The organism is Gilvibacter sp. CC01, assembly GCF_055755295.1.
The window spans coordinates 1,392,214-1,418,143 of sequence record NZ_CM146909.1 but is presented as its reverse complement, the minus strand read 5'-3'; the positions used below and the strand labels follow the sequence as shown (position 1 = coordinate 1,418,143).

Below are 25,930 nucleotides of genomic sequence, written 5' to 3'. Positions count from 1 at the left end.
ATTTTATTGTTTTATCTTTAGACTGATGAAATCCAAACTACCACACACAACAACCAGTATCTTTAGTGTAATGTCTGCTATGGCAGCCAAATATGGAGCTTTGAATTTGTCTCAAGGCTTTCCCAACTTTAAGATCGATCCGCTTTTGAGCGATTTGGTGGCAAAGGCCATGCGCGAGGGTCACAACCAATATGCCCCCATGCCTGGACTTTTGCCGCTAAGAGAGCAAATATCGGCGCAAACCCAGGCAGCACATAACAAATACTACGATCCTGATTCAGAAATAACCATAACCGCCGGTGCTACCCAAGCAATTTATACGGCTATTACTGCTCTGGTCCATTCTGGAGATGAGGTGATCTTATTTGCACCTGCCTACGACTGTTATGCCCCTGCAGTCGAGTTGCAAGGAGCCAAAGCAGTAGCGCTGCAATTAGAAGCGCCAAATTACCGCATCGATTGGGAATTGGTCAAACAGCACATCACTAGCAAAACACGAATGCTTATTATCAATTCTCCCCACAATCCAAGTGGAACCTTGCTGTCTCAAAATGACATGCTGGCCTTAGAGCAATTGGTAATAGATCACAAACTTTTGGTACTCTCTGACGAGGTATACCAGCATATTGTATTTGATGGTCAGACACACTATAGTGCAGCTCGATTCGAAGCTCTTGCAGCACGTACTTTGATTAGTGCTTCCTTTGGGAAGACCTTTCATGCCACTGGTTGGAAGCTCGGCTATTGTCTTGCTCCAAAGTCCTTAATGGAAGAGATCCGTAAGGTGCATCAATATTTGGTCTTTAGTGTGAATCATCCGGTTCAAAGAGCCTTAGCAACCTATTTGGAAGATCCGTCGAACTATTCCAATTTGGGAGGGTTTTATCAGCAAAAAAGAGATACCTTTCTAAGAGGATTAGAAGGCACGGCTTTTAAAGCAATTCCCAGCGGGGGAACCTATTTTCAAATGGTCGATTACAGTGCCATTTCAAGAGAAAGGGACGTTGATTTTGCGGCCCGTCTTACACAGGAATACGGCTTGGCTGCCATACCGACCTCCGTCTTTAATAAAGAGGAGCGCAATGATCATATGCTGCGATTTTGTTTTGCCAAAACAGACCAAACCTTAGCAGAGGCCGCTTCAATTCTCAAACAAATACAACCGCAATTGGCCTAAATAGGTCATAATAAAACAGTAATACTATGGAGGCTGAATTTATCAATGCTGTACGCGAGGCCCGTTTAAAGGATATTGAGGCCTATTTGAACACCCAACCGAACTTGTTGAACTGGAAAGATCAACGCGGATCTACGGCTTTGTTGCTTGCAACATATTACGGTCACGAAGCTGTAGTGGAGTATCTTTTAAAGCGCAACCCAGAGATCAATGCCCAAGATCAAGCCGGGAATACGGCTTTGATGGGGGTTTGTTTTAAAGGCTATTTGAATGTAGCTAAAATGCTTATTCAAGCAGGGGCCGATGTCAACAAGACGAATTTCAATGGAGCATCAGCGCTTATCTATGCGGCCATGTTCAATAAAGATGAACTAGTCGCTTTATTGTTAGAAAATGGCGCCGATACTGGGCAAAAAGACGAAAGAGGTCTAAGTGCAAAGGACCATGCTCAAATGCAGGGATTTTCAAACTTGGCAGCTTTAATTGCAACTTATGAATAAGAAGTCCAATTTAACCCTTGCAATTTTACAGCAGGATTTGGTTTGGGAGAATCCGCAGGCCAATCGAATGCTTTTTGAAAACAAACTGTCAGAACTGACAAAGCCATGCGATCTGGTGGTTTTGCCCGAGATGTTCACTACGGGTTTTAGTATGAATGCTGCGGACTTATGGGAGGAACCGGACGGCCCAACTACGCTGTGGATGAAGCAAATGGCGGCTTCTCATAACTCAGCCATTACCGGAAGTATCATCATCAAAGAGAACAACAAATTCTATAACAGATTACTTTTTGTGTATGCCGACGGAGAAGTTCGCACCTACGATAAACGTCACTGTTTTACTTTGGCGGGAGAACATGAGGTCTATACGCCAGGAACCGAACGATTACAAGTGGAATTAAACGGTTGGCAGATCTGTCCGTTTATCTGTTACGATCTGCGTTTTCCGGTATGGGCGCGGAACACTTCGGATTACGATCTATTGCTTTATGTTGCTAATTGGCCAAAAACTAGGATAAAGGCTTGGGATACACTCTTGCAGGCTCGGGCCATTGAGAACATGAGTTATTGTGTTGGTGTAAACCGAATTGGAGAAGACGGTAACGGCTATCCATATGTTGGACATTCTGCAGTTTATGATTCCCTTGGGGAGCTGATTTCTACTGCGGATTTTGAATCGCCCATTGCTCAAATTGTTGAACTAGATGCTACGTATCAGCAAAAAGTACGCGACAAGCTCCGCTTTTTAGACGATAGAGATTCTTTTAATCTGGAAGTCTAAAGGTCACTTCTCGAATCCAGTTGGAATTCATTTCTTCTGCGCCTTGGGTGTAGAACACAGGCTCTGCCTGCGTCTTATTTAAAAAATTTCCAGGATCCCAGCGGCCGTTGCCATTTAGATCGTAAATAACGCGTATATAATATTCCCCTGGAGCGATGTATTGAAACTTGACAGGCTTGGCTGTTGTGATATAATAGGAGTCGTCTAGGTCGTCATTGGATTTGACCAGCTCCACGATCACGGGATAGGACTTTACATTGGCAAGGTTTACCGTTAGCGTACCGAAATCGCTGTAATTCTGTGTCGCTACACGATAGTTTAAGGTGTCGTTCTTGTTGCCAAAGTAATCAGTTATAGCACCTGGTAGGACCTCTATGTTATAAGTTTGAGATTCCTTGTATTCAAAAGGGAACTCTACGCGATTGTAAAGACTGTCTATCTTGTACTCAAAGCCGATCTGCATGGAATCCTTATTGGTGATCTTGATTAGCTCCGGTAACACACTATCAATTGGCGTGTCACTTTTTAAAGCGAATACCTGGTCAAAATCGATCCGTCCGGATTTCTCTGCACGAACATTCAGTGTGTCCAGATTAAAGTCTCTCCAACGCAGTACCAAGGTGTCTAAAAGGTCTTGGTTCTTAGCGTGGAATATCAGACTGTCTGCTTTAATTTTTGGGCGGATCCACAACCGAATACTGTCTCTTTCTTGGTCTTTGGTCTGTCTGGTCTCAAAACCATTGGCTGGAGCTGCTAACGCTACCTTTAAGCTATCCGCAGCACCGCGATAACCAAACAATACTTGGCCGCCCGATACCTGAACCGGACGCTCCAAATTGTAATCCAGGACTTCCTTAAACAAAGACAGCTCATAAGTTGTATCCGTAGGAACTTCTATATATTGGTTCAAATAGCCGATCTTGTCTTGCCCAGGTTCAAAGGTGTAATTGAAGTTAGAATCCTTCATGGCCGTGAGCAGGTACTTTCCGGCCTTTAGGTTTTCTAGTGCAAAGCTCGAGGTACTATCGGTCACATTGGTGATATAGTAAGGTTTTTCTAAAAAGACCACAGAGTCGGTATAGGTAGAATCTACTTGATACAACATGACCGTAAGGTCTTTTTCTGGCTCGCGCAAAAAGGCATCTTTAACGCGACCACTTACCGATAGGCTGTCTATGTAACTGCCAGTTGAGAAAACATAACGATAATAGGGATATTCGTTGTTCTCGTTATTGTCTGCAATACTCTTTCCAAAGTTTATGGCGTAAGTAGTATTGGGCTTTAAGGTATCGTTGATCTTGATCTTAATGAACTTGGCAGCACCCAAGGGTGAAATATCTGGTGGATTATCAAAAGGAGGCGAAACGATCATTTGCCGCGAGGCGTTGTTGAGCCTGATATACTCATCAAAATAGATCCGGATTTCCTTAGCGTCAAAATTCACGCTGTAGTTCTCTGGAACAGTGCGAATAACAACCGGAGCAATGGTATCTCTAGGGCCACCTTCTGGGCTGCCTTTTTTTGCGCAAGAAATAGGGCTCAAGGCTAAAAGGGCGGTCACTGCGATCGCTAAAAGTGCTTTACAAAAGGCGGGCAATTTCATCTATTTAAAAATTTTTATTCCCTTGGTTGTCAAGCAAATAAAAATTATTTGCATAGATCAACCGTTTCGCTTTCGCACAAAAATTTTAATTATAGCAACGGGTATACTAATAACTAAATTTGTTTGTGCTCATTTTATAGTGGGCAAAGTAACAACTATCTCTGTTTTTTTACGGACTATACCGCTACTTTTTTGGTTCAGCTTATTCGGTCATCGCAATAGTAGCAAAACTAAGGCGTACATCCGCAGCGTTTAACAGCACTTTTGCACAGGCTTCTAAGGTAGCTCCGGTGGTTATCACATCGTCGACCAATAATATGTGCATGCCTGCTTTAGGTTCAAAGGATTTGCCACATTTAAACCGATGTTCACATTCAAAACGATGCTTGCGATTCAGTTTTACACTAGATTTCGCACTGTCGATACGCTCTAAAGCCTTGAGAGCTACTTGGGTTTGGAGAGTCTCGGCCAAATCCGCAGCAAACTTATCTACTTGATTATAGCCGCGTTTTCGCAATCTTTTTTTGCTGAGTGGGACTGGTACAATTAAATCAAACTCGGACTTAACCTCCAGTTGATTCAGCATGGTTCCCATCCGAAGCGCAAAGTAGGACCCTAATTGTTGCTGCCCTTTGTATTTGAGTTGGTGCAATAATCGTTGTGTAAGATTAGTTTGTTCAAACCGCAAGAGCGAAAAACCGCTCTCTAGATCCAATAGGCCATAGAATCTTTGGGTTAACGGATTGTTTTTGATATTCTTTGGGAAGCAAATAGCCAGTTCATTCTGACAATTAACGCATAAGACCTGCAAACCATTAGCAAGTCTACGGTCACAACCGCAACATAGGTGCGGAAAAAACAGCTTTAACATTTTAGAAAGGATTATTCGCCAAAAAGAGGCGTTATATGGGAAGTGACTGCTACCTTTGCATTCTCACAATCAATGAAATATAACAAATATTTATATTATGAGTACAGAAAACAGCACAACCAAATTTAAAGTGCTTTTAGGCGTATTGGCCTTTTTACTAATCGCTTTAGGCATTTACACGGTAAGTTTATACAACAGCAGCCGTGAAACCACCAACAGCCTTACCGAAGATAAAGTAAAGATCGAGGCTGAATTAGAATCGCTGATCAAGGAATACGATGTGGTGATCCAGGAGAACGATATTAAAGACAAAGATCTATTGGCTGCCAAAGAACGCATTCAGGTGCTATTGGATTCGGTTAAGGATTCGGAAGCTAATATGGCTTTGATCCGTCGTTATCGCTCTGAGATCGGGCGTCTTAAAAATGAGCGTCTGGAACTCTTTAAGCGTGCTGATAGTTTGATCGCGCTAAACCAAGTACTGCTTACAGAAAGAGATAGTACAGCGACCATCTTGTCTCAGACATTAAGAACAGTTGATTCTGTAGCAATTGAGAACCAGACCCTGGCAGAGACCGTTGCTAAAGGAGCGGAAGTGAAAGTAGCAGACCTAGCTGCAGGAGCCGTTATAGTGCGCAACAGTGGTCGAATCGTAGATACACGTCGTGCGAGCCGTGCAGATCAGATCCGTTCTTGTTTTACACTAACGGAGAACGCTATTGCCAAGCCTGGAGATCGTTTGCTATTGGTGCAAGTGATCAATCCGAAGAACAACGTTTTGGGAGACAAAGCGGTTATGAATTTTGAGGATGAGACCTCGTTGACCTACAGTGCAACGACCAAAGTGTTCTATGAGAACGAAGAACTAGACGTTTGCGTTATGGTCAAGGCGGCAGAAGAAGATCTAGTAGATGGTCTTTACACGATCAATGTGTTTGACGGAGCAAAACAAGTGGCCTCGACCACCCTTACGCTCAAGTAACTAGTAGCCTTTAAAAAAACAGAGCCACTGCGATGCTATCGTGGTGGCTTTTTTTATTTTTGCGCCATGGCACAAAACGACGATCAATTCAAGCGCGTTATATCGCACGCAAAAGAATACGGATATATCTTTGGATCCAGTGAGATCTATGACGGCCTTAGCGCTGTTTACGACTACGCTCAGAACGGGGTAGAACTAAAAAAGAACATCCGCGACTACTGGTGGAAATCTATGGTGTATATGCACCAGAATATCGTAGGGATAGACGCTGCTATCCTTATGCATCCAACCACTTGGAAAGCTTCTGGGCACGTGGATGCCTTTAATGACCCATTGATAGACAACAAGGATTCCAAAAAGCGTTATCGTGCCGATGTGCTAATTGAGGATTATTGCGAGAAACTCAATCAGAAAGCGCAAAAAGAAATTGCTAAGGCGAGCAAGCGTTTTGGAGAAAGTTTTGACGAACAGCAATTTGTGCAAACCAATCCACGCGTCATTAAATACCAAACCCAGCAAAAGGAGATCTTGGAACGCATGGCGCGGTCATTAGACAAAGAAGATCTGGCAGATGTCAAAGCTTTGATCGAGGAGTTAGAGATCGCAGATCCTGTTTCTGGATCCAAGAATTGGACCGATGTGAAGCAGTTCAACCTTATGTTTGGGACCAAACTCGGGGCCTCTGCCGAATCTGCAACCGATCTTTATCTGCGCCCAGAAACCGCGCAGGGAATCTTTGTGAATTTCTTGAACGTTCAGAAGACTGGTCGCATGAAGATCCCCTTTGGGATTGCCCAAACCGGAAAGGCTTTTAGAAATGAGATCGTGGCGCGACAGTTCATCTTTAGAATGCGAGAATTCGAGCAGATGGAAATGCAATTCTTTGTGCGTCCTGGAGAAGAACTCAAGTGGTACGAATACTGGAAAGAGACCCGACTTAAATGGCATTTGTCTTTAGGAATGGGTGCCCATAATTACCGTTTCCACGACCATGAGAAGTTGGCGCATTACGCTAACGCAGCTGCTGATATAGAGTTCAATTTCCCCTTCGGATTCAAAGAATTAGAAGGAATACACTCCAGAACAGACTTTGACCTTAAAGCGCACGAAGAACACTCCGGAAAAAAACTACAGTTTTTTGACCCTGAGCTGGGTGAAAGCTATGTGCCCTATGTGGTGGAGACTTCCATTGGTCTGGATCGTATGTTCTTGGCTGTACTCTCTCACAGTTTGGAAGAAGAGCAGCTGGAAGACGGAAATTCGCGTACTGTTCTGAAGTTACCCGCTGTCTTGGCTCCGGTTAAAGCAGCAGTACTTCCATTAGTGAAGAAAGATGGTTTGCCAGAATTGGCGCAATCCATAATAGATGACTTGCAGTGGGAGTTCAATGTACTTTATGACGAAAAGGATGCAGTAGGTAGAAGATACCGCAGACAAGATGCCCTGGGTACTCCTTTCTGTATTACCGTAGATCATCAAACGCTAGAAGACAAAACGGTGACTATCAGACATCGTGATTCCATGGAGCAGGAGCGTGTTGCCATTGCCGACCTGGGTACTATCATCTCAGAAGCTGTAGCGATCAAAACTTGGTTAAACAAGTAATCCCTAGTGATTTAGTAGGGTAATTTTAACAAGTTTACTTTCAATGCCTTAGCGGGTATTCCTTGAGAAGCATGATGTAGGCATTCGCATTATTGTGCTGATAATCAATGCGATATTTACCATTTTATGCCAAAATTATTACCGTAATTCGTTGTTGTTTTGGTTGAAAGCACGTACATTAGATGACTTTTTAACTAATGTGCTGACTAAAAATTAAACTTTAACATGAGACTGAAAAATTATCTTTCGGTGCTAATGTTGTTGCTCGGTGTGCTAACACTTCAAGCGCAACAAGGCCCGATATCAATTGGGACAGTTGACAAGATGACCTATGTAGAGCCACTTGCTTCTCGCTCCTCTCTAATTCCGGCGACTAATGTTGCTAAAGAAGCTCAAGACGGGCGTATTCGTTCCAGCTGGATCAAATCTGTACCGGGAAAAGGCTTTGGGTATGACCCGAATGCACAAACAAGAGACCCTTATTCTGTAGCAGGGATGATCCCAACTCGCGGAACTGGTTTTTCTTTTACTTCTGCTTTTACTTCTTCTTCGCCAACTGATCCTGCCGGAGCTATTGGGCCTAATCACTATTTCGCAGTATTCAATACTGGATTTAGAATTTTCGAGAAGGACGGAACACCCCTTACAGGACAACTTTCGCCGCTAAATATTTTTCCAGATCCAGGATGTTGTGATCTTACTGTTTCTTATGACAACGATGCAGATCGTTGGGTAGTAACATTCTTAGGTTCGGGAGCTCAGATCGCCGTTTCGGATGGGCCAGACCCATTAACCGCCGGTTGGTTTGTTTACGAGGTTTCTACCATTAATGATTATCAGAAACTTTCTGTATGGAGCGATGGTTATTATATTACAGACAATATTTCTTCACCAAGTTTGCGTATAACTGCTCTCGAGCGTGATGCAATGCTTGCAGGAGATCCAGGGGCTCAGATCCTATCATTTGGATTACCAGGAATTGCTACCAATGGTTTCTACAGCCCTCAGGCTTTCAACATTTCAAACGACAACTTTCCTGCTACAGGATCTGCTCCTATCGTTTTCTTACAGGATGATGCCTTTGCTGGCGTTGATACAGGAAATGACCACATCGGACTTTGGGAAATTGACGTGAACTGGGCAAGCCCAGGTAGTTCTACTGTATCTGCGAAACAAGAGATTCCTCTAGATCCTTTTACTTCAGTTTTTGATGGAGGATCTTTCTCTAACTTGCCGCAACCAGGTGGTGGAGCTGTGATCGATGCGATCCAGTCAACTATTATGAATCAGGCACAGTTCCGCAAGTTTCCAACGTATAATTCTGCGGTATTCAACTTTGTAGAAGATGCTGACCCAACTTCCGGAAAGCTCGCTGCTATTCGTTGGGTAGAATTACGTCAGGATGGCGACGGACAACCTTGGTCTTTGTTCCAAGAAGGAACTTATATCGCACCAGACGGAAAGCACGCCTGGATGGGATCTATGATCATGGATAATGCCGGTAATATCGGTATGGGTTATATGGGTATGTCAGGACCGACTACTCCAACTACTGTTCGTGTAAGTTCTTACTATACCGGACGTTTTTCTACGGATGCCCCTGGTGAAATGACCGTGGCAGAGACTTTGATCGAGCCTGGAGTGGGGAACCTTCCAAACTTCCGCGCGGGAGACTACAGCAAGATCGATGTGGACCCTGCAGACGATCAAACCTTCTACTTTGTGAATGAGCAAGTGATCTCTGGAGGTCGTGCGAACGTGGTAGGAGTTTTCAAATTAGCGCCAGACCTAGACAATGATACTGGGGTGATCGCTATAGTACAACCAGACAGTGGAACGCTTTCTTCTACAGAAACTGTAGAGGTAGTTGTGCGTAACTTCGGATTGGTTGAGCAAACTAACGTACCTGTTTCTTTCAATGTGGACGGAGGAACCGATGTGACAGAGATCGTTGCTGGGCCAATTCCACCTTCAAGTAATGTGACCTATACCTTTACTGCTACTGCAGACCTTGGTACTATAGGAACTACTTACGTAATTAACGCGAGCACTGCTCTTGCTGGAGATGAGTTTGCTGCAAACGACGGTATTTCTAAAGAAGTGACCTACCTAGAGGCTAATGATGTAGGTGTAACTGCACTTAACAGTCCTTCTTCTGGATCTGGTCTAACTGCTGCAGAGACGGTAACAGTTACTATCACTAACTTCGGAGGCGAGACGCAAACGACTATTCCAGTTTCTTTTGCTATAGATGGAGGTACTCCAGTTTCTGAAACTTACACAGGTTCTATTGCCAGTGGTGAATCAGACACTTATACTTTTACAGCAACAGCGGACCTTTCTGCACTTGCCACTTACGAGTTTGTAGTAGGAACTTCACTTGCTGGAGATGCTGACACTTCTAACGATGCAATAACTGTTGAGGTAGAGAACACTGTTTGCCAGCCAGAAGGTAACTGCGAAGGCTTTGGCGATGGGGTAACCATGCTACAGCTTGCAGATCAGGATATCATTGTAGATTGTAACTCTACCGGATACGCTGACAATACGGATATCGTATTTACTTTCATGCTAGAGGACAATCCCTACGATGGAGTGCTTCAGATGGGATGGCCAGATTCTTCTTATGCGATGTGGATCGACTGGAACGACAACTTTGTTTTCGAACCTACCGAGATCGTAGAGTCCGGAAGTGTTGCTACAGCCGATACAGACTTCCCTTTCAACATTGACCTATCTGTATTCCCTGGTCTAACTACCGGAGAGCACCTTATGCGTGTTCGTGGAGAGGACACCAGTGGAGACGGTAATGTATTAGATCCTTGTGATGACTTGCAATTTGGTCGTACCAACGATTACACTGCTAATGTTACCGGTGTTCTTGGTGTGGACGAGCAAGGAATTGCCGATGCTGACTTGATCATCAGTAGCTCAGATCAGAAGGTTTTCCAAGTTACTTTGAGTAACCCACAAATTACTTCAGACCTTAACATTCAGGTACACAACGTAATGGGACAAAAGATCCTTTCTAACATGATCGCGAATCAAGGAGGGACTTTCACTTATACGCTAGACATGTCTTATGTTTCTAGTGGAGTTTATCTTGTACGTGTTGGTAACGCCAACTACGGAAAAGTTAAGCGAATCATAGTTAAGTAATTAACTAACCAACCAATCCTAAAAGGCGGAATTTTTATTCCGCCTTTTTTTGTATATCAGTGATACTTACCGGGCCTGCCATATCGCAGCGGTTCATACGTCTTAAACGACTGAACTTAACCCAAACCTCCAATTGATCTGTTTTGAATTCGTCTTTCAGGTCTATGGGGTCTACGTATTCATTTTCTAGTTTAAGCACTACTGAACAGCCAGAGCTTTCTGCCTGAACCACTACAGTAGCAGCTTGATATCCTTCTGCTGTCATCATTTGTTCTTTAGCGGCTTTTGCTGCGGAGTCTTCCTTTGCTTGCTGGCCCGAATTGCAAGAGGCTGCAATGCAGAATGCAAAAGCAAATAGTGTAATAATCGGTTTCATCTATTTAAAAATTTTTATTTCTATGATAATCAAGCAAATAAAAATTATCTGCATCGATCAACCGCTTCGCTTTCGCACAAAAAATTTAATTATTCCGGCGGGTATACTAATAATTAAATTTGTTTGTGCTCATTTCATATGCGGCGCATTTAAGCGTGAAAGTACAAAGAACGTACCGAATTAGAAAAAGGCCCTTAGCTGTACGCTACCCGTGTGTATGGCTTTGGATTGTTCACTTTTGCGTCCGAAGTAAGAGAGGTTAGCATCTAAATATTTGGTGATCTTTTGCTGCAACAGCAGATTCCAAGTAAAGTTACTGCCCGGCTGTAAGCCTTCTAAGATCTGATAGGCGACAGGAGAAAAGGTGCTGCCGCTAAAGCTGTTATCTATATAATTGAATTCTGCAGTGATGGAGGCGTTCTGTGATTTGTTGTAGGCGAACAGCAGTGTAAATCTGTGCTGATCCAAGGCTTCTTCTCCTATGGAATTGGCCTTTCCGGTAAAGCTATAACCCAGGTCTAAACGAGTGGTTTTATTCCAAAGGTAAGATAGCTTCGGATTGTAGGTTTCCACCTCGATACTAAAATTGCGACTTGGGAAGTTCTCTGCCAGGCTTTCATTTTCAGACCAGATACTTCTAGCATTTAACAGAAAGAAGGTGCCAATTTTATGATTGAAATTTAACTGATGGCTGCGCAAACGATTCTCTTGTAAGCCCGTGGCCAATAAGTTGTTATTTGCTGTATTCAGATAGGTGTAACTGGTGGTATAGCGTTGTTTTCCCCTATTAAAGAAGAGTACATTCTTAAAATTGAGTTGCAAACCTAATTGGTCATCGCCTCCATCCTCAAAGGGATTGATCTTAAAGCGTCCGTCGTTACGCCTTACCTTGCGATCTACCAAATAAGAGGCTTGATTGTAAAATTTAGACAAGAGTTTCTTGAACTTGTTCTCGCTGGCGGCCCATTGTTTGGGCTGCAAAGTGATACTTTGGCTAAAAGCGTTTTGATTTATGGGTACAAAGGTTCTGTTGGGCAAAAGCACACGGACATACTCAGCCTCGTCTTGAAATTGCGCGATCTCAAATTCGTCCAATTCTTGTATGCCATTGTCGTTATAATCGTTCCAGGTGTAAATTCCCTGTCCGGGTTCTACAGCAACATAGGTGAATTCTTGTTGTGGGACTACTCCGCTGTTAGATTCAAAAAGAGTAGTGGCTACCAAGGCACCTTGCCATAACCGCTGATTGTAACTCAAACGGCCATTGAGCACTTGTTCGTCTGGCATCTCGGTTTGTTCAAAACGCGTTCTGCGATAATTGGCAATAAGGCTTAACTGTGTAGCTTGGGTATTTAAGATTCGGGTTTTGGCGTAATAAGAAGCCGCCTTCGCTACCCGTTCTAAACTGTTGTTCATCACACTGTCGGTGACGCGATTTATATAACCTATCTCCAAGTAGACTTTAGTGGAATCACCCACGCCCGCATAGGCCTGATATTCGCTAAAACGCTGGCTCAATGGAGTGAGCGAATCATTGGCAACCGCGCGCTGCTGATTATCTTCAAAATTGAACTTGCTACCAGCCCAATACTTGCCCAGATTTTGCCTAGCATTTACAAAGACTCTTGCGAATTTCGAATCCAAGCTGTCTCCGCTACTATTGAGTATACTCGCGGAGATCAAGGCTTGTGTTTTTTTATGTTGCAAATTACTGGTCAGTACATGTCTTGACCCATTAAAACTGCCGTCAAAATTCAAGTATTGAAACTCATAGCGAGCCGCCCCCCATTTTTTAAGAGCTCCTTCTACGCCTCCAATGGCATAGGTCTGATCTCCATCGGGCATAAAAAGGTTCCAGTCACGGGTAAATTCCACATTAAAAAGACGTTCTATGGACTGGTATTCTTCTTGCAGATAATTGACATTGGCAAAGGCATCTAATCGTGTCGCAAGACTGTCTTTTGCCAAAAGTCTTTGTGCAAGGGTCAATCGCGCTGCCAGACCGTTGTTGTTGTCATCGTCTATGTCAGAAAACAAATTGCGATCACTACGACTGGCACTGAGCTCGAAACCTATTTGTGTTTTTTCTGAGGGGCTGTAGCTCCCGTAAAGACCACCAACTTGAAGCAGTGTCGGTGCAACCAAAGGAACTACTGGTGCATAATCTCCTTGAGACACACCGCCTACAGGGGGAACAAACTCAAAGATCCTGCTTATGGTATTTTCCGATTGGATAACGTAATTCCCGTTATTAGGTCCTACAAAGCTGAATCGAACGTTGAAAAGTTCATCATCTGGATTGTCAGAGAACACAAATGCTTCTATTCCTCCTATGGTTTCGCGACGGTAGAGGATCTTATTCTCAGAAAAAGTGTCTGGCACAGCAGAAGGCGCATTCATTAAGCTCAAGTCGTCTCCCGCAGTCTGAAGCACGGCCACTTGATCTTCTGTCAAGTTTTGCTGTAAGGGCTGATTCTTTGCGTCGGATTCGCTATAACCATAAGCACTTATCTCAAAATTGTCACGTTTATAGCCACCTTCTCCATAACCGATAAAGCGGGTATAATTGCGATCGGTGAACTGATATTCCACCACGATACGCATAGAGGCATTTATAGGAAAAGTAGGGTTAAAGCGAATCTCACCGGCGTTGTAATCTATTACATAATCCTTGTTCTCTCCGCGCTCCAAAAGCAAGCCATTAACAAAAACGCGTTCACTACCAGAAATGATAAGAATGAACAATTCTCCATTGGGGCCAACAAGTTTATAAGGTCCTTGATTTCCCTCTTGTCCAGTAAAAGTGCTGCGACTAAAAACCCCGCGTACCAAGGCCCCGGCCACTCCAAATCGAGATTCACTACTGTCCTTGTGTTTTAAGGTTCCTCCAATAGATATCCCTTGGATCTTTTTAGTGAAATTCCCAAAGTAAGTCCCGCTTTGAATTAGGTTTATATCGCCTGCGCGGATGTTCCAATTATCGCCGTAAAGCTCTACGAATATCTGATCGAACTCATCTAAATTTTGCGAGTAACCGCCTTCTTGAGTAGGAATATTAGCGTCTTGTATGGAAGCTCTTATAGATACTTTTTCGCTGAGTCGGCCAGTGATCTGCAGGTCTAATTCTGAATTCACCACAGCGTTCTGATTGTTCCCAATGGTTACGCCTCGGGTAATACTCCCGTTGGCATTCAGACCTTGAAAGGGTGTGCTGTTACGCTGGGTAGTTGCCTGTTGTAGGCTGTAAAGTCTGTCTAGGTTGCCACTATTGTTCACAATCAGATTCGGGTCTAGATTTGCATAGCGACGGGTGAGAAATTCAGGGTAACGCAAATAACGGATCTCTACCGAGTCAGCGGGGCTGGCTGTTTTAAATCGCAAGCGAGCACGGGTAAAGTCTATTTCGTATTGAGAGGCATCTAGCAGTTGTCCATCCGCAGTATAAACCTCAAAGAAATTCGGATTGATACTCACCGAATCTACCACCAGACTGTCTTGGGCGGCTAATCTAATATTGCGACGCAGCTTATCCTGGGCAAAGGTTCCCTGGCAGATCAGCAATACGATTACAAGTAAAGTTTGGCGCACCCTAAGGCATTTAATCAAGCTATATATAAAACTGAAAGGAACTAGAATTATTTTGTTGATTTGTTAATGAAAATATATGACTTACCACTTCAGTAAATGTACAATACTGTCTTAACTTAGCATATTCGCTAGCCGTACTATTTTTCAGGGATAGTCGCTGTTCTGCGCTGGCAATAACAACTTATTTTATGAAGATCATTTCTTACAACGTAAACGGAATACGCGCGGCCATGAACAAAGGCCTAACAGATTGGTTACAAGCCGCAGATCCGGATGTGTTTTTAATTCAAGAGACCAAAGCCATGCAAGAGCAGGTAGATACTGCGGCCTTAGAGGCTGCAGGCTATCCGTACCACTATTGGTTCAGTGCAGAAAAGAAGGGTTATAGCGGAGTAGCCGTTTTGTCTAAGCACGAACCCAAAAATGTAGTTTACGGTACTGGGATTGATTACATGGATAGCGAAGGGCGCAACTTGCGTGTCGATTTTGATGAGGTCTCTGTTATGAGTTTATATTTGCCTAGTGGTACCAATGATGCCCGTTTGGGACATAAGTTCAAGTATATGGACGACTTCAGAACTTATATCGATGACTTAAAAAAGGAGGTGCCCAACTTGGTCATTGGCGGAGATTACAACATTTGTCACGAGGCTATCGACATTCACGATCCGGTCCGCAATAAAAAAGTGTCCGGATTCTTGCCGGAAGAACGCGCTTGGCTAGACGCTTTTATGAAAAGTGGTTTTATAGATTCCTTTAGACACTTAAACAAAGAGCCTCACAATTATACCTGGTGGAGCTATCGTGCAAATGCCAGAGCAAACAACAAAGGCTGGCGTATTGATTACAATTTGGTCTCAGAACCCTTGAAAGAACATATTAAACGCGCAGTGATCTTATCAGAAGCTGTTCACAGCGATCATTGTCCACATATGGTAGAGCTCGATTTTTAAACTGATAATTGCAATTGAATGAGATATAAAGAACTTCCAGGAACCGGAATACGAGTGAGTAAGATCTGCTTAGGCAGTATGACTTGGGGCCAGCAGAACACCCAAGACGAAGGTTTTGCGCAGATGGATATGGCCTTGGATATGGGCGTAAACTTTATTGATACTGCAGAGATGTATTCGGTGCCAGGGCGCCCAGAAACTCAAGGAAGCACAGAGACCATCATTGGTAACTGGTTTGCCGAGCGCAACAATAGAGACAAGGTCATTTTGGCAACCAAGATAGCAGGACCCAGCCCAACTTTCAAACACATAAGGCCGAACCTCGGTTTTTCTGCGGATGCTTTAGAAGATGCTTTAAACAAGAGTTTGACTCGCTTACAAACAGATTATATAGACCTCTATCAATTGCATTGGCCAGAAAGAGCCGTGAATATCTTTGGGGTTCGCGACTACAACCATAAGCCAAATGCCCGCTGGGAAGATAATATTGGTGAGATCTTAGACCGTTTAGAAGGCCATGTGAAGTCTGGCAAGATCCGTCATATTGCGGTGAGTAATGAAACCCCCTTTGGACTTATGCGCTATATGGAAGAACACCGCAAAGGCAAACTCAAGATCGTTTCTACTCAAAATGCTTACAGTTTGCTGCAGCGCAGAGATGAGATTGGCCTCTCTGAAGTTTTGCAAATGGAAGACATAGGCTATTTGGCCTATTCTCCTTTGGCTTTTGGTGTACTCAGCGGTAAATACCTCAACGGGGCCATGCCTGCGGGAGCTCGCGTTACTTTGTTCCCAAATTACAACCGCTATAATGGTGAAGGTTCTCTTGCAGCAACACAGGCGTACAAAGATATTGCAGAAAAGCACGGTCTGAGTTTAACACAGATGGCCTTAGCCTTTGTAAATGACAGGCCATTTATGACTTCGAATATTATCGGTGCGACCAGCTTAGAGCAACTAAAGGAGAATATAGAAAGTATAGATATTCAGCTTTCTGAGGAGGTGATCCGAGAGATCAACGAGGTGCACAGCCGCATGCCCAATCCGGCAGCCTAACCAAATAGGATCCTAACCAGATCTGCAACCTTGGCGATCTTAACAACTTCTATGGTGTAGTCGCCAGCATTTACTTTGTTCTGATCTGAAATAACGATCCTTTCGAAGCCGAGTTTTTCCGCTTCGGAGATGCGTTGTTCTATGCGTGTAACTGCACGGACTTCGCCAGAAAGGCCTACCTCCGCAGCAAAACACTGTGACCTATCCACGGCAATATCGACATTAGAAGAAAGCACAGCTGCCGTTAAGGCCAAGTCAATCGCCGGGTCTTCCACACGAATTCCACCGGTAATGTTTAGAAAGACATCTTTAGCTCCTAGTTTAAAACCCGCCCTTTTTTCTAGTACAGCCAAAAGCATATTGAGTCTCTTGACGTTAAAACCTGTTGCCGAGCGTTGCGGGGTGCCATAAACTGCACTACTGACCAAGGCTTGTACTTCTATAAGTAGCGGACGCATGCCTTCTAAAGTGGCAGCAATTGCTGTCCCGCTCATGGGTTCGCTGAATTGTGAAAGCAGTATTTCTGACGGATTGGTCACTTCTCGTAATCCGCTGCCTTGCATTTCGAATATGCCAAGTTCGTTGGTGGAACCGAAACGGTTTTTGTGCGCTCTAAGCAGGCGATACACATGATTACGGTCGCCTTCAAATTGCAGCACGGTGTCTACCATGTGTTCCAAGATCTTTGGACCGGCAATGTTCCCGTCTTTGGTGATATGCCCGATCAAGATCACTGGGGTATTGGACTCTTTTGCGAATTGTAGGAGTTCTGCAGTGCTCTCGCGAATCTGAGAGATGCTTCCCGCGCCGCTTTCTATATGATTGGTGTGTAGGGTTTGTACCGAATCGATGACCAGGATTTCTGGCTGTACCTCACCAATATGTCTAAAGATCTGTTGGGTTTGCGTTTCGGTCAGGATCAGGCAGTTGTCTGTATTCTCGGCCAATCGAGCGGCACGCATTTTTATTTGCTGCGCACTTTCTTCTCCGGAAACATACAAGGTCTTGGCTTTGAGTTGTAGCGCTACTTGTAGCATTAAAGTACTTTTCCCTATTCCGGGTTCTCCTCCTAGAAGGACTAAGGAGCCTGGGACCAATCCACCTCCTAGCACACGATCTAATTCGGCATTGCCCGTTGCAATACGTCTTTGAGTCTCTAGTGAGATCTCTGAAATCTTTACTGGTTTGGGAGCACGCTTAGAAGTTGTGCTTGTTGTTTCCCAAGTTTTTGACTTTTCGGCCTTTTGTAGCACCTCTTCGCTAATGGTGTTCCATTGTTTACACGAATTGCATTGGCCTTGCCATTTGGCGTATTGGCTGCCACAATTTTGACAAAAAAATGCTGTTTTGGTCTTGGCCATATCAAGACCGAAAATAGGGATATTTCTGCGTCCCGAGAAATCTGTTAAAGACTTCTTTGAAAGGAATTTTAGCCTCGCCATTTTAGTTCACTAAAAAAATGAGCCGCTTCACTAAATAAATACAGCTTAGGCTCAGGATTTCAGTTAGCTTGAACACTTAAAATAAACCGCATGTAATGAAAAAATTACTCTTTTTATTACTAGTTCTCCCCGCTAGTATTCTCTTTGGGCAGGCTGTAAACGACGAGTGTGCCAACCGATTAACAATTAGCCCTGGCGTTGGGACATTTAACGAATTCAGCGTAGATACCTCTACCGCCACGGAATCCTTAGACGCTTCTTGCGAAACTGCCAGCCAAGTGAACCTGGATGTTTGGTATGAGTTTACCATGCCGGTAAGCGGAAACCTTAGAGTGACCAATGTTCCCAATACTGTTCGTTCTGTCTTATACGATAGCTGCTCAGGGACTGAATTAGCATGTTTTGGAGATGATGGTTTCTTTTATAATCTGGTTGGTGGAACCACCTATGTATACCGACTCTCAGAACGAGACATCTTTGCCGGCAATGTGAACTTTAGAATGGAAGCTTTTGCCAGCGCAGTTAATGACGAAAGCGCAAACCGACAAGCATTGAGTGTTTCTACAGCAACAACTACGGTAACGGCTTTAGATTACCGAGCTGCAACCGAATCGGTTGACGGGCCTTGTGAGACCGCTAGCCAAAATCAGTTAGATCTCTGGTATGAGTTTACAATGCCTGTAAATGGAAACATAAGAATAACCAATATTCCTAATACTGTTTATAGAACACTTTATGATACTTGCGGCGGAGTTGATCTGGTCTGCGGATCTGACGATGGGTTCTTCTATAACTTGACCTCTGGAACCACCTATGTGCTACGCATGTCAGAGCGCAGTCTCTTTGCCAGCGCAGATGACTTTACTATACAAGCCTTTGAAACGGCTGCTAATGATGAATGTGTTAATCGCAACAACATAATAGTGAATACAGGTAGTGTCACTAATACTACACTAGATTTTAGAACTGCCACAGAATCTGTCGATGGTCCTTGTGAAGCGGCAGGAAACACCCAGCACGATCTCTGGTATGAGTTTACAATTTAACTGGTGGGATAGCCGCGGCTTCATCGCCGAGTGAGGTTCCCACAAGGCATATAGCTTCAGGACAAGGTTTTGCTGTCAAAGCAACTGCGGCCGGTACTGCGGAGTTCAACAATGGTATGCGTCGCAATTTCAATAACAACACTTTAAGGAGCACTGCGGAGTCTGTTTTGGATGGCGATAGAATATGGATACAGCTTCAAGCAGCAGCCTATCAAGCTAGTAGTACTGCGCTTATTGGATTTTTAGAAGGTCAAACCAAAGCGGTAAGCCCAGGTTATGACGCCAAGCGTTTGGCTACCTATGTTTCTGTCTATTCTCATAGCCGCTGGGGTGATGAGCTAGGCATACAAGCTTTGGGTCGTTTTGATGATGAACAGATGATTTTCTTAGGAGTCTCTAGCCAGCTGCGCGGTTTTTATGAATTCACCATAGGTGCTTCTCAACTAGAAGGGGTAGCAATTAGTCGCGCCGAGCTATACCTCTACGACAGAGTGCAAGATGTTTGGATCGACCTAAACCAAACAGATTACCATTTTACTGCGGACGAAGGAAATCACCCATTCCGATTCGAGCTGCATTTTGAAAGGCCTACTACTTCTGGGCTTACAACGAACATGAAAACCTATCCTAATCCAACTTCTGGCAATGTGATGCTTCAGGCAGAAGCCAAAGAGATCACTGGAGCAAGACTTTACGATATGCTCGGAAGATTGTTGTGGAGTAGTGAGCGCAGCTTTACGCAGATGGAATTAGACCTTAGTAACTTTCCCAAAGCTACCTATCCGTTGCACTATCAAACTGCCGGTACTTGGCAGGTAACGCAAATTGTAGTGCGATAGAAATTAAAAAGCCCTGCAACTGCAGGGCTTTTTTTTACCATCCAAAATCTTCTTTGATCTTGTCTGCTTTGTCGAGCATCATATCTATGGTGATGAAATCCACCTCTTCTTTATCGTAAGCGCCTTGATAGGTGCGCATGGCCTTTTTAGGTTCGCCCATTTCCTCGTAATAGCGCGCCAGATAATAATCACCTAGAACGGTGTCTGGATATTGACTTCTGGCCAATTTTGCGATCTCTCCTAGAGCTTCCCATTTCTGGGTCTTCTCTGCAGCAGTTGCTACCGCAATAAAATCTTTGACGCGAATGTCGTTCTCCAATCCAAAAAGCTCCTTGATGGTCGCGTATTTTTCTATCAGATAATCATACGGAGAGCCCGGCAGTTTAAGCAGTACTTCTTTGTATTCTTTTTTGCTGATGGGTCGGTATACCTGGAAAATCTGTTCCAGCGCTCGCGGAATTGCGCGCCCTACCAGCGAATAATGTGTTGCTCCTTCAAAATTGTCAAAATAATACTGCAGATTAGGGCTTTCAATTGTCTTGAGTCTTTCGTTGAGATCCACGGAGATCTCCATGAGGTCTTTCACATCGTCAGTACCAGTGGCCAAGTAATAAAAGATCTTGTCCTCTATGCTAGGCAATCTTTCTGCCAAGCGCTCATCCATAAGAGGAGCTAGATCGGGACTCAAAGAGATATAACCCTGAAACAAAGGCGGCTCTTTAAAGAGGTAATAATTGATGTAGTTGGCCGTAAAGTCATGGCCCACAGCGATCACAAACTTAGCAGTGCGATAATTATCGTCTAAAAAAGGAATGAGTTCCATGCCGATAAACTCAAAAAAGGCAGCGCCTGTCTCGGCAGGGAAAAACTCAGTGTCGTCGTAATAACAGTCGTCATAGCGCTGGTCTCCGCCTTGCATTATACCTACAACTATGGCCTCTGGCATATCTTCCCAATACGAATAATAGTCTACGTTACCAGCTACAGGCTCAAATAGGTAATTGCCGTCTAATGCCAAGACAATGGGGTAGACCTTTTCTTCTTCGGAGCTGTAGCTACGCGGGAGCTGGATCTTGAGCTTTCTATTTGCGCCCAATCGCTCGGAGGCAAATTCTTCATAAACAACTTGGGCTTGAAGAATCCCGCTATTGCAAAGAGCGAGGATCAGCAGTAATAAAATACGCTTCATGATAAGGGACTTAGTTAATTACGCCCCGTAAGGTAAAAAATTATTTCTTGGCATTGAGAATGGGCAGTAGCAAGAAGGACGCTCCCCCAATAATGATGTTCAATACCGTTTGAGACCCCCAGATGACCCAACCATAGGCTTCACCTTGTTCTTGCGGTATTCCAGAAAAGGCAAAAACGGCACCTATGATCAAAGGGTAGGGAAAGATTCCCAAGCCACCGTTGGTGGTGGACATAGAAAAGCTTCCCGCCACAAATGCCACCATGATCGTTCCCCAAGGAGTGTCTTCCATATCCGGCACCGCGTATTTAATTACCCAAAACATCAGGATGTAGAAAATCCAGATCAGCAGGGTTTGAAAAATAAAGGCTCCTTTGCGCTTCATTTTTAATATACTCTTGGTGCCTTCTAAGATCCCAATAAGAAAAGTGTTGATCTTTTGTAGCATTCTATTTTTACTGTGTCGGATAACCCTAATGGCGATCAATAAGCCTGCAAATCCTATCCCTATAGCTAATACTGCCCAAAGCGGATTTACTTGTTGACTTTCAAAGTAATTGAGCAGGTTGCCGCTCTGTAGAGCAAAGGCTGTGGCTACAACCGTTATTAGCAGTATGAGGTCTGCTACACGTTCGGAGATGATGGTCCCGAAAGCTTGTTCAAAGCGCACTTTCTCATAACGCGCAATGGTCACTGCCCTTAAGACCTCTCCAGATCTTGGAATTCCCAAATTGGCCACATAAGCCACCATTACAGCCATAAAACTATTGGCCAGTCTTGGGTGGCAATCTAAAGGTTCTAGCAAGTACTTCCAGCGGTAGGCTCTAATGAAGTGACTCACAAAGCCCAAAAAGAGCGAAACCCCAATCCAAAACGGATCAGCCGTTTTAATATTTTCCCAAAGGGCGGCGCGGGAATCTGGCCCCATTTTGCTTAGGGAGAACCATATCAATGCAACTCCTATACCTATCGGAATTCCAACCTTAAGGAATTTGAGAAGACCCTTTTTCAATGTCTGGTTTATTGTAGGAGGTTATTCTCCTCATTAGGGAATACCAGCGCAGGTTTAAAATTCTTGGCTTCTTCTATACTCATGATCGCATAAGTGATCAAGATTAAAATATCGCCAGGGGCAACCTTACGGGCAGCGGCACCGTTAAGGGTGATCTCGCCACTGTTGCGAGGCCCAGGAATAGCATAGGTCTCTAAACGCTCACCATTGTTGTTGTTTACAATTTGCACTTTCTCTCCTTGCACAATATTAGCGGCGTCCATCAGATCTTCGTCTATGGTGATACTGCCAATATAATTCAGATCGGCACCGGTAACTTTTACGCGGTGAATCTTTGATTTAACTACATGAATTTGCATGCTGCAAAGGTATTAATTTTTTTACCCTAGTTGAGTCCCATATTATCGATCAACCTTACCTCGCCGGCAAAGGCCGCCACAAAGGCTCTATAGGTATTACTAGGATGTTTGCGGTAAGCGGTTTGTAAATTATCGGTAGCAGCTATCTCAAAATATTCCAAGTCGAGCATCGGATTTGCGGCAAAGGCTGCCTCTGCCTCACGAACTAAAGCTGGAATCGACTTCGAATCGAATTCGTCTTGCGTCTTCTTTAGGATCTCAAAGATAAAGGGAGCTGCCTCTAGTTGCTGCGGAGTCAATCTGCGATTCCTAGAACTCATAGCCAAGCCATTTTCAGCGCGATGAATAGGACAACCTATGATTTCTACTGCTAATTGTTCTAAAGCCACAAGCTTGCGTACTATCTGTAACTGCTGGAAGTCTTTTTCTCCAAAATAGGCTCGGTCGGGCTCGACAGCTCTAAACAACAGATTTAGTACAGTTCCCACGCCGTCAAAATGGCCTGGTCTGTGCTTGCCTTCCATGGCCGATTCAATAGCTCCAAAGCGGTATGACTTGGCCTGTACAGCTCCGCCGTAAAGATCCGCAGCCTCTGGAGCAAAGATCACGATCTCCGGATCTATAGCATTTAAAAATGCAACGTCTTGCTCAAAAGGGCGTGGATATTTCTCCAGATCTTGGGCGTTGTTGAACTGGGTTGGATTCACAAAAATACTCACCACGACACAGTCGTTCTGGGCTAGCGCTTGAGTCACCAAGGACCCGTGTCCTTCGTGTAGTGCGCCCATGGTAGGAACAAACCCAATTTGCGCTCCGCTTGCGCGTTTTTGGCTCAAGGTTTGCTGTAAGGTCGATATGCTGGTACAAATGGCCATTTGAATCTGCTAGAAGGCCCGCAAAATTAAGAGTTTAGCGGGAATCTTCACTAATTTTTCGTAATTTTGCAGAGTTTTTGAAAAACATCAGTAATTAAAAATCCTGTATGAAAGATAAAAGAATCTTGTATGTGTCTTCTGAAGTAATTCCCTATTTGCCAGAGACCGAGATTTCTTCGATGTCGTTTGAAGCGCCGCGCTTAGTGAATAACAACTCCGGACAGATACGAATTTTTATGCCGCGCTACGGCAATATCAATGAGCGTCGTCACCAATTGCACGAGGTGATTCGCCTGTCTGGAATGAATTTAGTGATCAACGATATGGATATGCCGTTGATCATAAAAGTAGCCTCTATACCTAAAGAGCGTATGCAGGTATACTTTATAGATAATGAAGAATACTTTAAGCGCAAAGCAACCTTTGCCGACGAAGATGGTAACTTGTTCCCAGACAACGACGAACGCGCTATCTTTTTTGCCAAAGGAGTTATAGAGACGGTAAAGAAACTAAACTGGGCACCAGACATTATTCATGTTCACGGTTGGTTAGCGTCTTTGTTCCCGCTTTATTTGCGTCAATACTACAAGGAAGAACCGCTTTTCGAAAACAGCAAGATTGTTACTTCGGTTTACAATACTGGCTTTGAAGGCACGTTAGATAGTTCTATGGTAGAGAAGGTCAAATTCGACGGAATCGAAGGAGACGCACTAGAGGAACTCAACGAAGCCGATTACAACAGTATCATGCGTGTTGCTATCTCGCACTCTGATGCTGCCATTGTTGGATCAGAAGAGATTCCTCAAGAATTGGAAGATTATCTTAAAAAATGGGATAAACCTGTGTTAAACTTTCATAACATAGATTCCTTTTCCGAAGCGTATTTGGACTTTTACAACTCCAAAGTGTTATAATTTTATGAAAAGCGTATTGAACAACTTGAACACCTATCGTGTGTTTCTTGCGGCATTGGTGCTCGGAGCGATCACCCTTGCTTGTGATGAAGATTCCACTACTCTTGGCGGAAATATCATTGGAGGAAATAATTTCGAAACTAGCATTTTTGAGGGCACTCAGGTAGTATCTTACACTGCACGTACCCCAAGAGTACAAACTAACGGACTGAATTCGTATCAGCTCGGAACCTATACCGATCCTATTTACGGAACAACAACAGCCAATGTGCTAACCCAGTTGTTATTCAACCAGCCTGGTCCGAATTTCAATGACGAGCCAGAATTTCAGACAGTGACTCTGTCTATCCCTTATTTCAATACTTTGGATATTACTGCGGATGAAGCTAACACCTATATCTTAGATTCTGTCTATGGTGATCAGCCAGTGCATTTACAGATTTTTAGATCCAATTATTTCTTGCAGGATTTTGATCCCGAAACCGGATTTGAGGATCCGCAAGATTACTTCTCAGATCAAGGGCCGACTTTTGAGAGTTTTATGGGCGAGCTGATCTATGAGGACTTAAGCTTTTTCCCATCCGAAGAAGCCATTACCATTAACGAAGGTGAAGACGACGAAGAGGTCTTGGAACCGCAATTGCGCGTGGAGTTACCTGTTGACTTTTGGAACGAGTTGATCTTGGATATGGAGGGTACGCCAGAACTGAGTTCCAACAATGCGTTTAAAGACTATTTTAGAGGCATGTATTTTAAAATCACCCCCTTGGGTGATGAGGGAGTGCTGTTCTATTTTGATATTACGGAAGCAACTTTAAATATTGAGTACACCTATCAAGCTATCGACGTTGCAGACACCGACGGCGATGGCGATACTACCGACACCATTACCATTGAAGATGAGGTAGGATTCAATTTCCAAGGGATTACTGTAAATGTATTCGATGCAGATTACAACCCTGCTATTGAATTGCTACTTGCAGATCAAGACACTACCAATGGAGAGCCTTACCTTTACTTAAAAGGAGGAGAAGGTTCTATAGGTGTTATTGAGCTTTTTGGACCAGATACCGATGGCGATGGTGAACCAGATCAACTTACCGAACTTAAGGCTAATGACTGGTTGATCAACGAAGCGAACTTAGAAGTCTTTGTTGACACAGATCAGGTTCCAGGAGGTAACAACGAACCAGATAGGCTCTTTTTGTACGATATGGACAATCGTCGTGTTCTGATCGACTACGAAATTGACAATACCTTTGCCAATACTGCAAACGATTTTAAAAGCTCGCATCTAGGGCCTGTAGTCCGTGATGCCAGCGATAATGGTATCAGCTATAAGCTCAGACTCACAACCCATCTGAACAACATCATTTTAAGAGATTCAACCAATGTTCGACTTGGTTTGGCTGTGGTTCAGGATGTGATCACTACCAACTTTAGAAAGGTAGAGAGTCCTTTGAGTGAAGATATCGATAATGTGCCTCCGGGAGGTGTAAACTCACAAGAAGGTACTATAGTGCACGGTAACGCTTCGCCCGATGCGGCCAAGCGTCTGAAATTAACCATCTATTACACAGACCCCGAATAAGACCCAGAAATT

The 25,930-nt window shown here is 43.9% G+C and carries 21 protein-coding genes; 12 read left to right on the top strand and 9 right to left on the bottom strand.

Features of this window, described 5'->3' with window-relative positions:
- The first annotated feature begins 25 nt into the window (after nt 1-25).
- The 3 genes from AC0J2F_RS06730 to AC0J2F_RS06720 are packed head-to-tail and all read left to right on the top strand — an operon-like array spanning nt 26 to nt 2,458.
- On the top strand, nt 26-1,177 hold the full coding sequence (locus AC0J2F_RS06730) for a methionine aminotransferase (protein WP_473006994.1): 1,152 nt from the start codon (nt 26-28) through the stop codon (nt 1,175-1,177).
- Between the two features lie 26 nt (nt 1,178-1,203).
- Nucleotides 1,204-1,677: an ankyrin repeat domain-containing protein gene (locus AC0J2F_RS06725; RefSeq protein ID WP_473006993.1), complete on the top strand. Its 474-nt coding sequence runs from the start codon at nt 1,204-1,206 to the stop codon at nt 1,675-1,677.
- Nucleotides 1,670-2,458, top strand: a complete 789-nt coding sequence (locus tag AC0J2F_RS06720) for an amidohydrolase (RefSeq protein WP_473006992.1) — start codon at nt 1,670-1,672, stop codon at nt 2,456-2,458. The genes AC0J2F_RS06725 and AC0J2F_RS06720 overlap by 8 nt, the downstream gene beginning before the upstream one ends.
- Here AC0J2F_RS06720 and AC0J2F_RS06715 read toward each other — a convergent pair.
- Together AC0J2F_RS06715 and AC0J2F_RS06710 are read right to left on the bottom strand one after the other, a co-directional pair.
- Nucleotides 2,442-4,061 carry an Ig-like domain-containing protein gene (locus tag AC0J2F_RS06715; protein WP_374957195.1) on the bottom strand — a complete coding sequence of 540 codons (1,620 nt, stop codon included), beginning with the start codon at nt 4,059-4,061 and terminating at the stop codon, nt 2,442-2,444. The two genes, AC0J2F_RS06720 and AC0J2F_RS06715, sit on opposite strands and share 17 nt — an antisense overlap.
- 202 nt (nt 4,062-4,263) lie before the next feature.
- Entirely contained in the window at nt 4,264-4,932 is a 669-nt protein-coding gene (locus tag AC0J2F_RS06710) for a ComF family protein (RefSeq protein ID WP_473006991.1), read from the bottom strand.
- A 97-nt stretch (nt 4,933-5,029) separates the two neighbouring features.
- Here AC0J2F_RS06710 and AC0J2F_RS06705 point away from each other — a divergent pair, with 97 nt between their 5' ends.
- From AC0J2F_RS06705 to AC0J2F_RS06695, 3 genes are all read left to right on the top strand, one after another.
- Nucleotides 5,030-5,914: a hypothetical protein gene (locus AC0J2F_RS06705; protein ID WP_473006990.1), complete on the top strand. Its 885-nt coding sequence runs from the start codon at nt 5,030-5,032 to the stop codon at nt 5,912-5,914.
- A gap of 66 nt (nt 5,915-5,980) precedes the next feature.
- Nucleotides 5,981-7,519, top strand: a complete 1,539-nt coding sequence (locus AC0J2F_RS06700) for a glycine--tRNA ligase (RefSeq protein ID WP_374957198.1) — start codon at nt 5,981-5,983, stop codon at nt 7,517-7,519.
- 225 nt (nt 7,520-7,744) lie between these two features.
- Nucleotides 7,745-10,678 carry a GEVED domain-containing protein gene (locus AC0J2F_RS06695; RefSeq protein WP_374957199.1) on the top strand — a complete coding sequence of 978 codons (2,934 nt, stop codon included), beginning with the start codon at nt 7,745-7,747 and terminating at the stop codon, nt 10,676-10,678.
- A gap of 34 nt (nt 10,679-10,712) precedes the next feature.
- On the opposite strand, the gene AC0J2F_RS06690 is transcribed toward AC0J2F_RS06695, so the two are convergent.
- On the bottom strand, nt 10,713-11,054 hold the full coding sequence (locus tag AC0J2F_RS06690; protein WP_473006989.1) for a hypothetical protein: 342 nt from the start codon (nt 11,052-11,054) through the stop codon (nt 10,713-10,715).
- A 180-nt stretch (nt 11,055-11,234) separates the two neighbouring features.
- The gene (locus AC0J2F_RS06685; RefSeq protein ID WP_473006988.1) at nt 11,235-14,642 is read right to left on the bottom strand and encodes a hypothetical protein; all 3,408 of its coding nucleotides are present in this window, start codon (nt 14,640-14,642) and stop codon (nt 11,235-11,237) included.
- Between the two features lie 188 nt (nt 14,643-14,830).
- Here AC0J2F_RS06685 and AC0J2F_RS06680 point away from each other — a divergent pair, with 188 nt between their 5' ends.
- Together AC0J2F_RS06680 and AC0J2F_RS06675 are read left to right on the top strand one after the other, a co-directional pair.
- A complete protein-coding gene (locus tag AC0J2F_RS06680) occupies nt 14,831-15,595 on the top strand; it encodes an exodeoxyribonuclease III (protein ID WP_473006987.1) in 765 nt (254 codons plus the stop codon).
- An 18-nt stretch (nt 15,596-15,613) separates the two neighbouring features.
- Nucleotides 15,614-16,651, top strand: a complete 1,038-nt coding sequence (locus tag AC0J2F_RS06675; protein WP_473006986.1) for an aldo/keto reductase — start codon at nt 15,614-15,616, stop codon at nt 16,649-16,651.
- On the opposite strand, the gene radA is transcribed toward AC0J2F_RS06675, so the two are convergent.
- Entirely contained in the window at nt 16,648-18,012 is a 1,365-nt protein-coding gene (radA, locus tag AC0J2F_RS06670) for a DNA repair protein RadA (RefSeq protein ID WP_473006985.1), read from the bottom strand. The two genes, AC0J2F_RS06675 and radA, sit on opposite strands and share 4 nt — an antisense overlap.
- 176 nt (nt 18,013-18,188) lie before the next feature.
- Here radA and AC0J2F_RS06665 point away from each other — a divergent pair, with 176 nt between their 5' ends.
- Together AC0J2F_RS06665 and AC0J2F_RS06660 are read left to right on the top strand one after the other, a co-directional pair.
- Nucleotides 18,189-19,139 (top strand): hypothetical protein, encoded by a 951-nt coding sequence (locus tag AC0J2F_RS06665; protein ID WP_473006984.1) that lies wholly within the window; start codon nt 18,189-18,191, stop codon nt 19,137-19,139.
- 116 nt (nt 19,140-19,255) lie between these two features.
- A complete protein-coding gene (locus tag AC0J2F_RS06660) occupies nt 19,256-19,978 on the top strand; it encodes a T9SS type A sorting domain-containing protein (RefSeq protein ID WP_473006983.1) in 723 nt (240 codons plus the stop codon).
- Nucleotides 19,979-20,012: 34 nt separating this feature from the next.
- Here the strand turns inward: AC0J2F_RS06660 and AC0J2F_RS06655 are convergent, their stop codons facing one another.
- From AC0J2F_RS06655 to panC, 4 genes are read right to left on the bottom strand one after another with little or no spacing between them, the layout of a single operon-like run.
- Nucleotides 20,013-21,167 carry an alpha/beta hydrolase gene (locus AC0J2F_RS06655; RefSeq protein ID WP_473006982.1) on the bottom strand — a complete coding sequence of 385 codons (1,155 nt, stop codon included), beginning with the start codon at nt 21,165-21,167 and terminating at the stop codon, nt 20,013-20,015.
- A gap of 40 nt (nt 21,168-21,207) precedes the next feature.
- Nucleotides 21,208-22,179, bottom strand: coding sequence for a lysylphosphatidylglycerol synthase transmembrane domain-containing protein (locus AC0J2F_RS06650; RefSeq protein WP_473006981.1), 972 nt, complete (start codon nt 22,177-22,179; stop codon nt 21,208-21,210).
- Between the two features lie 8 nt (nt 22,180-22,187).
- Nucleotides 22,188-22,538 carry an aspartate 1-decarboxylase gene (panD, locus tag AC0J2F_RS06645; protein WP_473006980.1) on the bottom strand — a complete coding sequence of 117 codons (351 nt, stop codon included), beginning with the start codon at nt 22,536-22,538 and terminating at the stop codon, nt 22,188-22,190.
- Between the two features lie 26 nt (nt 22,539-22,564).
- The gene (gene panC, locus AC0J2F_RS06640) at nt 22,565-23,413 is read right to left on the bottom strand and encodes a pantoate--beta-alanine ligase (RefSeq protein ID WP_473006979.1); all 849 of its coding nucleotides are present in this window, start codon (nt 23,411-23,413) and stop codon (nt 22,565-22,567) included.
- A 107-nt stretch (nt 23,414-23,520) separates the two neighbouring features.
- Here panC and AC0J2F_RS06635 point away from each other — a divergent pair, with 107 nt between their 5' ends.
- On the top strand, nt 23,521-24,327 hold the full coding sequence (locus AC0J2F_RS06635; protein WP_473006978.1) for a glycogen/starch synthase: 807 nt from the start codon (nt 23,521-23,523) through the stop codon (nt 24,325-24,327).
- Nucleotides 24,328-24,331: 4 nt separating this feature from the next.
- Entirely contained in the window at nt 24,332-25,918 is a 1,587-nt protein-coding gene (locus tag AC0J2F_RS06630) for a DUF4270 domain-containing protein (RefSeq protein WP_473006977.1), read from the top strand.
- Nucleotides 25,919-25,930 lie beyond the last annotated feature (12 nt).

Excerpts from the sequence above, each read along its gene's own strand:
- AC0J2F_RS06675 (WP_473006986.1), top strand. The coding sequence starts at position 15,614 with ATGAGATATAAAGAACTTCCAGGAACCGGAATACGAGTGAGTAAGATC.
- AC0J2F_RS06705 (WP_473006990.1), top strand. The coding sequence starts at position 5,030 with ATGAGTACAGAAAACAGCACAACCAAATTTAAAGTGCTTTTAGGCGTA.
- radA (WP_473006985.1), bottom strand. The coding sequence starts at position 18,012 with ATGGCCAAGACCAAAACAGCATTTTTTTGTCAAAATTGTGGCAGCCAA.
- AC0J2F_RS06715 (WP_374957195.1), bottom strand. The coding sequence starts at position 4,061 with ATGAAATTGCCCGCCTTTTGTAAAGCACTTTTAGCGATCGCAGTGACC.
- AC0J2F_RS06720 (WP_473006992.1), top strand. The coding sequence starts at position 1,670 with ATGAATAAGAAGTCCAATTTAACCCTTGCAATTTTACAGCAGGATTTG.
- panD (WP_473006980.1), bottom strand. The coding sequence starts at position 22,538 with ATGCAAATTCATGTAGTTAAATCAAAGATTCACCGCGTAAAAGTTACC.
- AC0J2F_RS06655 (WP_473006982.1), bottom strand. The coding sequence starts at position 21,167 with ATGAAGCGTATTTTATTACTGCTGATCCTCGCTCTTTGCAATAGCGGG.
- AC0J2F_RS06730 (WP_473006994.1), top strand. The coding sequence starts at position 26 with ATGAAATCCAAACTACCACACACAACAACCAGTATCTTTAGTGTAATG.
- AC0J2F_RS06680 (WP_473006987.1), top strand. The coding sequence starts at position 14,831 with ATGAAGATCATTTCTTACAACGTAAACGGAATACGCGCGGCCATGAAC.
- AC0J2F_RS06690 (WP_473006989.1), bottom strand. The coding sequence starts at position 11,054 with ATGAAACCGATTATTACACTATTTGCTTTTGCATTCTGCATTGCAGCC.
- AC0J2F_RS06700 (WP_374957198.1), top strand. The coding sequence starts at position 5,981 with ATGGCACAAAACGACGATCAATTCAAGCGCGTTATATCGCACGCAAAA.
- AC0J2F_RS06725 (WP_473006993.1), top strand. The coding sequence starts at position 1,204 with ATGGAGGCTGAATTTATCAATGCTGTACGCGAGGCCCGTTTAAAGGAT.
- panC (WP_473006979.1), bottom strand. The coding sequence starts at position 23,413 with ATGGCCATTTGTACCAGCATATCGACCTTACAGCAAACCTTGAGCCAA.
- AC0J2F_RS06665 (WP_473006984.1), top strand. The coding sequence starts at position 18,189 with ATGAAAAAATTACTCTTTTTATTACTAGTTCTCCCCGCTAGTATTCTC.
- AC0J2F_RS06635 (WP_473006978.1), top strand. The coding sequence starts at position 23,521 with ATGAAAGATAAAAGAATCTTGTATGTGTCTTCTGAAGTAATTCCCTAT.
- AC0J2F_RS06660 (WP_473006983.1), top strand. The coding sequence starts at position 19,256 with ATGCGTCGCAATTTCAATAACAACACTTTAAGGAGCACTGCGGAGTCT.
- AC0J2F_RS06695 (WP_374957199.1), top strand. The coding sequence starts at position 7,745 with ATGAGACTGAAAAATTATCTTTCGGTGCTAATGTTGTTGCTCGGTGTG.
- AC0J2F_RS06630 (WP_473006977.1), top strand. The coding sequence starts at position 24,332 with ATGAAAAGCGTATTGAACAACTTGAACACCTATCGTGTGTTTCTTGCG.
- AC0J2F_RS06710 (WP_473006991.1), bottom strand. The coding sequence starts at position 4,932 with ATGTTAAAGCTGTTTTTTCCGCACCTATGTTGCGGTTGTGACCGTAGA.